The following is a 10,776-nucleotide window of genomic DNA, read 5'->3' as shown; positions in this document are numbered from 1 at the left end:
GCACCGACATCGGCCACCCCAACGACGCCTTCGACACCGCCGCCATCGTCCACCTCGCCGACCACGAGGCGTGACCGCACCCAACCCGCCCAACCGGAAAAGGACCTGCAACGCGCTGCACTAGGCGACCGCGAGCGGCCGGTGCGGGGCGATGATCTGGCCGTCCGGCAACAGCTCCCCGGTGTCCTCGAAGAGCAGGACGCCGTTGCACAGCAGGCTCCAGCCCTGTTCCGGGTGGTTGGCCACGGGCAGTGCGGCCTCCCTGTCGGCGGAGTCTGACGTCGGGCAGGCTGGCTGGTGCTGGCACATGGATGCGTTCTTTCGCTGCGATGTGGTCTGTGTGCTACGGCTCGATGCGTGATTCATGGCCGTCCCCCTGGGTCATCCCCGCGCCTGCGGGGAGCATGTCCTCAGTGTTCCCCCACGACGGCTGCTTCGTAGGTATTTCCCGGCAGCTGTCCTCATACATTGATGACGCATCACTCGTGCGGGCGGTTCAGGCCAACTCCCCTGTCATTTCGGGTGGTTCACCAGTGGTCCGAGCGGGCTAGGCCGAATGGGCAGCTTGGGCCATGCCGGTCGGGGAGCGCTGGTCAGGCGGCCGGTGCGGCCACCGCGGGCGGTGCCGGAGGGGCGGGCGGGGTGAGTCGACGGGTCAGTACGGGCAACAGCTCGGACACGGTGTGCGGTCGGAAGGGTGCGATCCCGGGAGGTGCCGGGGCCAGGGGGATCAGCAGGTCGGCCGCGTCCGGCAGGCCCGCCGAGGCGTCGGCGTTGACCGCTCCGTGCAGCCACAGGGTCAGCATGTACAGCTCCGGTACGGACAGGAGTCTCGGCTGGTGGTTCATGCCGAGCGACTCGGCCTGACGCAGGGCGCGTTCGGTCGCCGCCACGTAGGGGCCCTCGAAGAAGTGGGAGAAGGCCCAGCCGTCCGCGGTGAGCCGGGTGTCGGCCGCGGCGACGAATCGATCTCCGCTGCGGATCATGAACCTCCAGCCGGTCAGCCGCGTGCGGGGCGGCCGGCCGCCGGTCGTGAGCGGCGAGGCCTGCAACCGGTCGAGCACGTGGACCGGCAGGGGGAGTTCCGCGGTCAGGGGGCCCTGGATCTTGCGCAGGGCCGGGGTGTGCGCCTCGTGCACGGCGGTGGGGGAGCGAAGTGCCGCGAGGACGCAGCGCAGGGCGGGCGCGGGAGCCGGAGGGACATGCAGCGGCATGGTGGGTCGCCTCTCACTTGGGAGACCTGGGGTGCGGGGGAAGGTGCGGACGGCGCTGTCGCATTCTGGGGTCAGAGGGGGGCTGAGGGGCAATGGCCGCGCGCCAACTCTCTGCCTCGTTTGCGGAGTTTATACGACATGTGTTCACGCAGTGTTTCGGCTAGCTGTCCCGTCCATTGCCGACAAGGCGCTTACCGGTCCCTCTGGCATGGCATTCATGCCGGTTGTGCGCGAACATGTCGCGCTGACCTCGGAGGTTACCGGACGGGGGCTCGGCTGGAAAGCGTCGGTTATGCGGAACGCGCAAAGTCGACGCGGAATTTGCGTTTTCAAGCTTGCCAGGTGAATGTGCCGACGCGCCCTTCGGGCCAAACCGGCGCGCGCTGTCCGCCATGCGCGCCCCCGCCGCGTTATCGATCACTGCGCCGGGGCATCATCGACCGTAACGCGCGCCTGGGTGCACCGGGCCAGGCCCATTCGAGGAGGGACGCTTCGATGGGGGAGAAGGTCGTGGCAGGCGGATTCGACCTGTCCGATCGGCATCGGTATCGAAGGAAGCTCCACGAGTGCCTGGAGGGGCTGGAGCGCCTTCTGGCGGAGAAGAGGTTCGATCGGCCCAAGAACATGATGGGACTGGAGATCGAACTGAATCTCGCGGGTGCCGACGGGTTGCCGAGAATGGTGAATGCCGAGGTTCTGGAGCGGATAGCGAGCCCCGATTTCCAGACCGAACTCGGAATGTTCAACCTGGAGGTGAACGTACTCCCGCACCGCCTCGGCGGACGGGTATTCGACCAGCTCGCCGAAGAACTCGGCGCGGGGTTGCACTATGCGCACCGGCAGGCCGCCGCGATCGACGCCGGGGTGCTGATGATCGGCATCCTGCCGACGCTCACCCGCTCCGACCTGGCCCTGGCGAACCTCTCCGCCGTGGACCGGTATTCGCTGCTCAACGAGCAGATCCTGATGATGCGCGGCGAGGACTTCATCCTCGACATCGACGGGGTCGAGCGGCTGACCTGGACCTCCGGGTCGATCGTGCCCGAGGCCGCCTGCACCTCGGTGCAACTGCACCTCCAGGTGACCCCGGCCCGGTTCTCGGACGTGTGGAACGCGGCCCAGGCAGTGTCCGCCGTACAGACGGCGGTCGGCGCCAACTCGCCGTTCCTGTTCGGGCACGAGCTGTGGCGGGAGTCGCGGCCGCCGCTCTTCACCCAGGCCACCGACACCCGACCGCCCGAACTCCAGTCGCAGGGCGTGCGGCCGCGGACCTGGTTCGGGGAGCGGTGGGTGGACTCGGCGTACGAACTCTTCGCGGAGAACGTCCGCTTCTTCCCGTCCCTGCTGCCGATCTGCGACGAGGAGGAGCCGCTGCGGGTGCTCGCCGAGGGCGGGGTGCCGAGCCTGCAGGAGCTGGTGCTGCACAACGGCACGGTCTACCGCTGGAACCGGCCCGTGTACGGGGTCGCCGACGGGGTGCCGCACCTGCGGGTGGAGAACCGGGTCCTGCCGGCCGGGCCCACCGTGGCCGACGTGGTCGCCAACGCCGCCTTCTACTACGGGCTGGTGCGCACGCTCGCGGACGAGCAGCGGCCGGTCTGGACGAGGCTGCCGTTCGCGGAGGCCGAGGCCAACTTCCACGCGGCCTGTCGGTACGGGATCGACGCGCGGCTGCGCTGGCCGCGTCGGGGGCGGGGCGGAGGTCTGGCGAGCGTGCCGGCGGTGCGGCTGGTGCTCGACGAGCTGCTTCCGATGGCGGCGGCCGGGCTGGACGCCTGGGGCATCGAGCCGACGGACCGGGACCACTACCTGGGGATCATCGAGCAGCGGTGTCGGCGCCGGGTGAACGGCGCGACCTGGCAGGTGGACACCTTCCACCGGGCCGTCGCGGGCGGTCTGGGACGCGACGAGGCGTTGGCGGCCACCACCCGGCGCTACAGCGAGCTGTCTCACCGGGGCGAGCCCGTGCACACCTGGCCGGTCGGGCTCGCCGGGCAGGAGGTGGACGCCGCCGCGGCGGCCCGTCGCTGACCCCGATCGAGTCCGGTGATCCCGTTCCCCCGCCGAGGAGGCAGTATGGGGGAAGTCGTGACGGCACGTCGCGGCGGGATCGCGGCGGGACGGGAGTCGGGCGTGCGGGTGGAGCCGGGGCCGGTGGTCAAGGACCTGCGGGAAGTCGACCGCGGGTGCCTGCGGACCGAGACGCTGCTCGTCCTCGCGCTGTCGCTGGGGGCGAGCGGGGTCTCGGCCCTGATCAGCTTCATCGGTTCGCTGACGAAGCCGGGCGGGCTCAAGGACCAGGCGGCCACGCTGAACGGGTCGTACGCGCCCGGGCGTCCCTGGCTGGACCTGGCCTGGCAGCTGTTCGGGATCGCGAGTGCGCTCGTCCCCGTCCTGCTCGTCGCGCACCTGCTGACCCGGGAAGGGGTTCCGGGGCTGCGCGCGCTCGGCTTCGACCGGACCAGGCCGCTGTTCGACCTCGGTCGCGGAGCGCTGGTGGCCGCCGGCATCGGCAGCGCCGGGCTCGCCTTCTACCTGGCGGCCCGCGCCACCGGCTTCAACCTGACCGTGGTGCCGGAGGCACTGCCGGACGTGTGGTGGAAGTTCCCCGTACTGATCCTCTCCGCGCTGCAGAACTCCGTGGTGGAGGAGGTCATCGTGCTGGCCTACCTGCTGCGCCGGCTCGACCAACTGGGCTGGTCCCCGACGGCGTCGCTGCTGGCCGGCTCGGCACTGCGCGGTTCCTACCACCTCTACCAGGGCATCGGCGGCTTCATCGGCAACATGGTGATGGGCGTGGTGTTCGTGCTGGCCTACCGCCGTTGGGGGCGCGTCGGGCCGCTCGTCGTCGCGCACGCGCTGCTCGACATCGTGGCCTTCGGCGGCTACGCCCTGCTCGCGGGCAGGGTCGACTGGCTGCCGACCCCCTGAGGCGTCTTCGGGCGGTCCTCAGGGGCGGGTGAGGAGTTCCCCGTCCAGGACCGTGACCGCGTGACCGGTCAGCAGGGTGCGCTCACCCGCGAGGGTGACGCGGACCAGACCCGTACGGGATCCGCCCTGGAGGCCCGTCAGCGTGGTGCGGCCCAGGCGTCGCGCCCAGAACGGGGCGAGCGCGGTGTGGGCGCTGCCCGTGACGGGGTCCTCGTCGATGCCGAACGCCGGGAAGAAGCCGCGGGAGACGAAGTCGTGGCCGCGTGAGGGGTCCTCGGCGGCCGCGGTGACGATCACCCCGCGGCGGGCGTAGCCGCGCAGGGCGGCGATGTCGGGGGTGAGTTCCCGTACCGTCCGCTCGTCCGCGAGCTCCACCACCAGGTCGCCGACGTGGGCGGACGTGTCGTGCACCGAAATGATCGCGGCGCCCAGCGCGCGCTCCACCTCGGGCACGGGCTCGACCTCCGTCAGCGAGGAGGTCGGGAAGTCCATGGTGATCGTGCCGTCCTCGGCGGTCCGCGCCGTGAGGATCCCGCAGCGGGCGGCGAAGCGGATCAGACCGCTCGCCTGGCCGGTCGTCGCGAGGACGTGGGCGGTCGCGAGGGTGGCGTGGCCGCACATGTCGACCTCGGCGGCCGGGGTGAACCAGCGCAGCTCCCAGTCGGCCTCCCCGCCCGCCGGCAGCGGCCGGGCGAAGGCGGTCTCGGAGAGGTTGACCTCGGCGGCGACCTGCTGGAGCCAGGAGTCCGGAGGGAACGCGCCGTCCAGCAGCAGGACCCCGGCGGGGTTCCCGTGGAAGGGGCGGTCGGTGAAGGCGTCGACGATTCGGATGCGCATGACCTCGACCCTAGGGCGGGTCGGGGAACGCCACCAAAGGCCAATTCGGGGTGTCTGGCTCTGTCGTCGAAGAGTTTCCGATATATCGTTGACGCATCGCGAGCGATCAGCGACAGTGGAGACATCGAAGCCGTCGGACATCGGGTCGGACGGCGAGAACACTCGATGACGAAAGGAGCGCAGTCATGCGTTCACACGGACAGCACGGACACGACCACGGCCACGAGCACGGACGGGGTCACGGCCACTGCGGGCCGGACCGTCAGGAGGAGTTCGGCGGGCGTCGCGCCGCCTTCGGCCCGTTCGGACCGCCCTTCGGCGGTGGACCCTTCGGAGGGCGCGGCGGGCGCGGTGGACCGCGCGGCCGGGCCCGGCGGGGTGACGTGCGCGCCTCCATCCTGGCGCTGCTCGCGGACCGGCCGATGCACGGCTACGAGATGATCCAGGAGATCGGGGAGCGCAGCGGTGGGGTCTGGAAGCCCAGCCCCGGCTCGGTCTACCCGACCCTGCAACTGCTGGAGGACGAGGGCCTCATCACGAACGAGAGCGAGGGCGGCAAGAAGCTGTTCACGCTCACCGACGCCGGCCGCGCCGAGGCCGAGTCGGGTCCGGACGCCCCCTGGGCGGACGCCGGACGAGGCTTCGACTTCGAGGCGATGCACGAGGTCCGGACGGCCGGAGTCGGCCTGATGGAAGCCTTCGGGCAGGTCTTCAAGACCGGCACGCCCGAGCAGCGCGAGAAGGCCCTCGGGGTCATCAACGACGCACGCAAGAAGCTCTACCTGATCCTGGCCGACGAGCACTGAGCCGGCCGAGACCACACGACGGCGCGCCCCGCGGGAATCCTCTCGCGGGGCGCGCCCTGGTGCGCACCGGCGTACGCGGAGGGGTGCGGGTCAGGCGACCAGGCCCGCCAGCTTGCGCAGCGACTCGTTCAGCGCGGCCGTGGCCGAGTCCTTGAGCTTGCCGGCCATCAGTGACACGGCGGCCCCGGTGAACTCGCCGTCGATCCGGACGGTGGTGGCCGCGCCGTCCGGGATCAGGGTGTACCGGGTGAGGACGGCCACGCCCATCGGGCCCTTGCCGGTGATGGCGAAGAGACGTTCGTCCTCCAGCTCCGAGACGGTCCAGAGGACCTCGGCCGGGAAGCCCATCATCTTCATGTTCTCCGCGAAGGTCGATCCGACCGCCAGGGTCTGCGGTCCGCCCTTCGGGAAGTTGGTGTGGGTCATGCTCCACCGGCCGTACGCGTCCCAGTCCGTCAGCTGCGCCCAGAGCTTCGCGGCGGGCGCCTCGATGCGTGATTCCGCGGTGACTTCGGCCATGCGACCACCCCTTCTCGTCGGGTACGTGCGGCGGAAGGTAGCCCCGGCGGGCGCAACATTCAATACTGACGACCTGTCAGATAGGGCGGCTCGGGCCGGGGTGGGTGTCGAGTGCGTCTCAACAGGTGTCATGTCGATGACGGTCCTGACGCCGCCTGCCATGATGTGGCGATGCAAGCGTCAGGGAAGAACGCCGGACTGGGCCTCGCCCTCGTCTCGGCGTGTGCGTTCGGTGGTTCGGGCGTCGCGGCGAAGCCGCTGATCGAAGCGGGTCTGGACCCGCTGCACGTGGTGTGGTTGAGGGTGGCGGGCGCGGCGCTCGTGCTGTCCCCCCTGGCCTGGCGCCATCGCGACCTGGTGCGCCGCAAACCGTTCCTGCTGGCCGGCTTCGGACTGATCGCCGTCGCCGGTGTTCAGGCCTTCTACTTCGCCTCCCTGTCCCGGATCCCCGTCGGCGTGGCGCTCCTGCTGGAGTACCTGGGACCCGCCCTGCTGTTGGGCTGGATCCGCTTCGTGCAGCGCAAGCCGGTGACCCGGGCGGCCGCGGCCGGGGCGGCGGTGGCCGTCGTCGGGCTGGCCTGCGTCGTGGAGATCTGGGCCGGACTGAGCCTGGACCCGCTCGGGGTGCTGCTGGGCCTCGCCGCCGCCTGCTGCCAGGCGTTCTACTTCGTGTTCGCGGATCAGGGGACCGACGGGGACGACGTCCCCGACCCGCTGGGCGTGATCGCGTTCGGCATGATCGTCGGCGCGCTGGTGATGACCGTGATCGCCCGGCCCTGGCGGATGGACTGGTCGGTCCTGGGCTCCGACGCGGCGCTCGGCGACACGATGGTGCCGGCCGCGGTGCTGCTCGGCTGGGTCGTGTTGATCGCGACCGTGTTCGCGTACCTGACGGGGGTCGTCTCGGTGCGCCGGCTCTCGCCGCAGGTGGCGGGCGTGGTGGCCTGCCTGGAGGCGGTCATCGCGACCGTGCTCGCCTGGGTGCTGCTGGGCGAGCACCTCTCCGCCTGGCAGATCGCGGGCGGGGCGCTGGTCCTGGGCGGGGCCTTCATCGCCCAGTCCGCGCGGCCCACCCCGCCGGGGGCGGCCGACCCGGCCGCGTTGGACCGCGAGACGGCGAGCGCCTAGGGTGCCGAGCATGCCTTCGACCGTGCTTCCGCCTCCCGCCGCCTAGCGCGGGCGGCCTTCGAGCGAACGAGTACCCCGCCCCGGGGAGTTCCCGGGCGGGTTCGCGCTGCCCGCGAAGCGATGACCCCTTTCCCTCATCCTTCACGCAAGCGCGGAGTCCCACGTGTCGAACCATTCGCCCGCAGCCGGGCGCAGTCTTCTCTCCCTCGTCGTCGCCGGAGCCGCCTGGGGAACCGCCGGGGCGGCCGCCTCACTGCTGTTCCTCGCCAGTGATCTCGGGCCGCTGGCCCTGTCGTTCTGGCGGTGCGCGGGCGGGCTGGTGGTCCTGCTCGCCGTTCTCGCGGTCCGCCGCCCCGGTGCCGCCCTGCCGCGACCCTCGGCCGGTTCGCTGATCGCCACCGGGCTGATGTTCACCCTGTTCCAGGCCGCGTACTTCGCGGCCGTGCGGGAGACCGGCCTGGCCGTCGGGACCGTGGTCACCCTGGGGGCGGGGCCCGTCCTGATCTCGGTCGGCGCCCGGTACTGGATGGGCGAGCGGCTCGGACGCGGCGGGGTCGTCGCCGTCGGCGGGGCGCTCGCCGGGCTGGCGGTGCTGGTGCTGGGCAGTGGGGGAGGCGAGGTGCGGCCGATCGGCGTCGGCTGGGCCCTGCTGTCGGCCGCCGGCTACGCCGCCATGACCCTGCGGGCCCGCCTGTTGGGGCAGCGCGGGGCCGGCGGGGACCCGCTGGTGACCACCGCGTGGTCGGTGGCGGTGGGCACGGTGTGCCTGCTGCCGCTCGCCGCGATGGAGGGCCTGCTCCCGCACACCGCCGAACTCGGTCGGGTGCTGTGGCTGCTCGTGTACGTGGCCACCGTGCCGACGGCGCTGGCGTACGCGCTCTACTTCCACGGGGCCGCGGCCGTGCGGGCCGCCACCGTGTCGGTGATCATGCTGATCGAGCCGGTGAGCGCGGCGGTGATCGCCGTCCTGGTGCTCGGTGAACGGCTCACCGGGGCCGTGATCCTGGGCACCGTCCTGCTGCTGACGGCCGTCGGGGCGCTGATCGTCGCCGAGGCGCGGAGGCCGGCGGGCGGGCCGGTGGTCCGGCCCGCCCCGGTGGCTCAGAGCGTGTCGAGGTAGTCGGGGACGGCGACGCCGGGAGTCAGGTCGGCGGCCGGGACCGGTGTCCCGTACGCCGGCGCGACCGGGACCACGCCCGACCAGAAGGGCAGGACCAGGTCCTCGGCGTCGTCGCTCGGCCCGCCCGTCCGCAGCTTCGCGGACACCTCGGTCAGGTCCAGCCGGATCACGGCGGTGGCCGCGAGTTCCCTGGCCGTGGGGGGACGGCAGTCGGCCGACCGGCCGGGCACGACCTGGTCGACGAGGGCGTCGAGCGCCGTCCGGCACTCCTGCGCGTCGGTGACCTGGTAGGCGGTGCCGTGGATGACCACCGAGCGGTAGTTCAGGGAGTGGTGGAAGGCCGATCGGGCCAGCACCAGGCCGTCCACGTGCGTCACGGTCACGCAGACCGGCAGACCCGGATCGGCCCTGCCCGCCGCGAGGAGCGGGCGGGACCCGGTCGAGCCGTGGAGGTAGAGGGCGTCGCCGATCCGGCCGAACAGCGTCGGCAGGACCACCGGTGCGCCGTCGCGCACGAAGCCGAGGTGGCAGACGTAGGCCTGGTCGAGTATCGCGTGCACGGTCTCGTGGTCGTAGCGCGCCCGGTCCCGGGAACGGGTCGGGACGGTGCGGTCGGTGGGTTCGTACGCGGAGGTCGTCCGCGCGGCCGACTGCGCGGCGGTCGGCGTGGTCGGCTCGGTGGCGGGCGTGGCGGTCATGGTGCGAACTCCGTTGCACTAGTGCATAATGTGGTTTGTGCTAGGAGACTATCGGATCACGGGGCGTCGCGCATCGGACATCGCGGCCAGTGTCGAAACGGGAATCGGATCGGGCGTGCTCGCCCCCGGAGCGCTGCTGCCGCCGATGCGGGAGCTGGCCGCGGTGCTCGGGGTGAACCCGAACACCGTGGCCGCCGCCTACCGGACCCTGCGCGAGCGCGGCGTCATCGAGACGGACGGCCGGCGCGGCAGCCGCGTCAGGTCACGACCGGCGAGCGCGCCCCGCGACGCGCTGCGGATGGACGTCCCGCCCGGCGTGCGCAACGTCGCCTCGGGCAACCCGGACGTCTCGCTGCTGCCCTCGCTCCAGGGGCCCCTGGCCGCCGCCGCGAGGAGGTACGCGCGAACGCCCACCCTGTACGGAGCCGACCCGGTCGCCCCGGAGTTGGCGACCCTCGCCCGCGCCGGCTTCGACGCCGACGGGGTGCCGGCCGGACCCGTCGGGGTCACCTCGGGGGCGCTCGACGGCATCGAACGCGTACTGGCCGCCCACCTGCGCCCCGGCGACGCCGTGGCGGTGGAGGACCCGGGCTGGGGGAGCGTGCTCGACCTCGCGCCCGCGCTGGGACTGCGGGTGCTGCCGGTCGCCGTGGACGACGACGGGCCCCGGCCGGAGGCGGTGGCGCGGGCCCTGGCCGACGGGGCGCGGGCGCTGGTGGTCACCGCCCGGGCGCAGAACCCGACGGGCGCGGCGGTGAGCGCGCACCGGGCCGCGGAACTGCGGGAGTTGCTGGCACTCCACCCGGAGGTGCTGGTCCTCGACGACGACCACGGACACGGGATCGTGGACCTGCCGTTGCAGAGCCTGGGCGGGGTCACCCGACACTGGGCGCTCGTACGGTCCACGGCCAAGGCCTACGGGCCGGACCTGCGGCTCGCGGTGCTGACGGGCGACACGATCACCATGGACCGGGTACGGGGGCGGCAGCGACTGGGACCCGGCTGGGTGAGCCGCCTGCTCCAGTACGCGGTGGTCGAGCTGTGGACCACGGGCGCGGTGGACGCGGCCGCGGTGGCGCGGTCGTACGGGGAACGGCGGGACGGGCTCGTCGCGGCCCTGGAGCGGCGGGGAGTACCGGCGTACGGGCGCAGCGGGATGAACGTGTGGGTACCGGTCGCCGAGGAGACGGGGGCGGTGGCGCGGCTGCTGGGGGCCGGCTGGGCGGTGGCGCCGGGGGCGCGGTTCCGAGTGGAGAGCGGGCCCGGGGTACGGATCACCGTGTCCGGGCTCGGGCTGGAGGAGGTGGCGGGGCTCGCGGACGCGGTGGCCGACGCGGTGCGGCCGGCGGTGGGAGGGCGCTTCGACTGAGGCCGGGGCGGGGGCGCTCCGCTGGGGGTTGCGGGGTGTGGGAGTGCGGGGCCGGGTCGGTGGTCGGCCCGGCCCCGCCGTCCGGCCGGTGGGGCCGGTGGACGGGGCGGCGTCGTTGCCGGGGGCTCCGCCCCCGGACCCCCGCGCCTCAAAC

11 protein-coding genes are annotated in these 10,776 nt (G+C 72.6%); 6 read left to right on the top strand and 5 right to left on the bottom strand.

The window, feature by feature from the left end; all coding sequences use genetic code 11:
* Positions 1-120 precede the first annotated feature (120 nt).
* Together OTB19_RS39770 and OTB19_RS39765 are read right to left on the bottom strand one after the other, a co-directional pair.
* Positions 121-309 (bottom strand): DUF5999 family protein, encoded by a 189-nt coding sequence (locus OTB19_RS39770; protein ID WP_053683766.1) that lies wholly within the window; start codon positions 307-309, stop codon positions 121-123.
* Positions 310-593: 284 nt separating this feature from the next.
* Entirely contained in the window at positions 594-1,214 is a 621-nt protein-coding gene (locus tag OTB19_RS39765; RefSeq protein ID WP_267803670.1) for a hypothetical protein, read from the bottom strand.
* 495 nt (positions 1,215-1,709) lie between these two features.
* Between OTB19_RS39765 and OTB19_RS39760 the strand changes: the two genes are divergently transcribed.
* A complete protein-coding gene (locus OTB19_RS39760; RefSeq protein ID WP_267803669.1) occupies positions 1,710-3,245 on the top strand; it encodes a glutamate-cysteine ligase family protein in 1,536 nt (511 codons plus the stop codon).
* 45 nt (positions 3,246-3,290) lie between these two features.
* Positions 3,291-4,145: a CPBP family intramembrane glutamic endopeptidase gene (locus OTB19_RS39755; RefSeq protein ID WP_267803668.1), complete on the top strand. Its 855-nt coding sequence runs from the start codon at positions 3,291-3,293 to the stop codon at positions 4,143-4,145.
* 18 nt (positions 4,146-4,163) lie between these two features.
* On the opposite strand, the gene OTB19_RS39750 is transcribed toward OTB19_RS39755, so the two are convergent.
* A complete protein-coding gene (locus OTB19_RS39750) occupies positions 4,164-4,982 on the bottom strand; it encodes a PhzF family phenazine biosynthesis protein (protein WP_267803667.1) in 819 nt (272 codons plus the stop codon).
* 185 nt (positions 4,983-5,167) lie between these two features.
* Here OTB19_RS39750 and OTB19_RS39745 point away from each other — a divergent pair, with 185 nt between their 5' ends.
* A complete protein-coding gene (locus OTB19_RS39745; protein WP_267803666.1) occupies positions 5,168-5,788 on the top strand; it encodes a PadR family transcriptional regulator in 621 nt (206 codons plus the stop codon).
* 90 nt (positions 5,789-5,878) lie between these two features.
* Here OTB19_RS39745 and OTB19_RS39740 read toward each other — a convergent pair whose 3' ends face one another.
* Positions 5,879-6,307: an SRPBCC family protein gene (locus tag OTB19_RS39740; protein WP_267803665.1), complete on the bottom strand. Its 429-nt coding sequence runs from the start codon at positions 6,305-6,307 to the stop codon at positions 5,879-5,881.
* A gap of 171 nt (positions 6,308-6,478) precedes the next feature.
* Between OTB19_RS39740 and OTB19_RS39735 the strand changes: the two genes are divergently transcribed.
* Together OTB19_RS39735 and OTB19_RS39730 are read left to right on the top strand one after the other, a co-directional pair.
* Positions 6,479-7,435, top strand: coding sequence for an EamA family transporter (locus OTB19_RS39735; RefSeq protein ID WP_267803664.1), 957 nt, complete (start codon positions 6,479-6,481; stop codon positions 7,433-7,435).
* A gap of 163 nt (positions 7,436-7,598) precedes the next feature.
* Positions 7,599-8,555 carry a DMT family transporter gene (locus OTB19_RS39730; RefSeq protein ID WP_267803663.1) on the top strand — a complete coding sequence of 319 codons (957 nt, stop codon included), beginning with the start codon at positions 7,599-7,601 and terminating at the stop codon, positions 8,553-8,555.
* Here the strand turns inward: OTB19_RS39730 and OTB19_RS39725 are convergent.
* A complete protein-coding gene (locus OTB19_RS39725; protein WP_267803662.1) occupies positions 8,537-9,253 on the bottom strand; it encodes a pyridoxamine 5'-phosphate oxidase family protein in 717 nt (238 codons plus the stop codon). The genes OTB19_RS39730 and OTB19_RS39725 overlap by 19 nt on opposite strands.
* A gap of 37 nt (positions 9,254-9,290) precedes the next feature.
* Between OTB19_RS39725 and OTB19_RS39720 the strand changes: the two genes are divergently transcribed.
* Positions 9,291-10,622 (top strand): aminotransferase class I/II-fold pyridoxal phosphate-dependent enzyme, encoded by a 1,332-nt coding sequence (locus OTB19_RS39720; RefSeq protein ID WP_267803661.1) that lies wholly within the window; start codon positions 9,291-9,293, stop codon positions 10,620-10,622.
* Positions 10,623-10,776: the final 154 nt, after the last annotated feature.

This window comes from Streptomyces sp. H27-H5, assembly GCF_026627505.1.
Lineage (GTDB): Bacteria > Actinomycetota > Actinomycetes > Streptomycetales > Streptomycetaceae > Streptomyces.
Note: the sequence above shows the minus strand (reverse complement) of the source record. Positions and strands in the feature narration are given on the sequence as shown.

Bases quoted from the DNA above. Each gene is read 5' to 3' on its own strand.
- OTB19_RS39770 (WP_053683766.1), bottom strand. From the start codon at position 309: ATGTGCCAGCACCAGCCAGCCTGCCCGACGTCAGACTCCGCCGACAGG.
- OTB19_RS39765 (WP_267803670.1), bottom strand. From the start codon at position 1,214: ATGCCGCTGCATGTCCCTCCGGCTCCCGCGCCCGCCCTGCGCTGCGTC.
- OTB19_RS39760 (WP_267803669.1), top strand. From the start codon at position 1,710: ATGGGGGAGAAGGTCGTGGCAGGCGGATTCGACCTGTCCGATCGGCAT.
- OTB19_RS39755 (WP_267803668.1), top strand. From the start codon at position 3,291: ATGGGGGAAGTCGTGACGGCACGTCGCGGCGGGATCGCGGCGGGACGG.
- OTB19_RS39750 (WP_267803667.1), bottom strand. From the start codon at position 4,982: ATGCGCATCCGAATCGTCGACGCCTTCACCGACCGCCCCTTCCACGGG.
- OTB19_RS39745 (WP_267803666.1), top strand. From the start codon at position 5,168: ATGCGTTCACACGGACAGCACGGACACGACCACGGCCACGAGCACGGA.
- OTB19_RS39740 (WP_267803665.1), bottom strand. From the start codon at position 6,307: ATGGCCGAAGTCACCGCGGAATCACGCATCGAGGCGCCCGCCGCGAAG.
- OTB19_RS39735 (WP_267803664.1), top strand. From the start codon at position 6,479: ATGCAAGCGTCAGGGAAGAACGCCGGACTGGGCCTCGCCCTCGTCTCG.
- OTB19_RS39725 (WP_267803662.1), bottom strand. From the start codon at position 9,253: ATGACCGCCACGCCCGCCACCGAGCCGACCACGCCGACCGCCGCGCAG.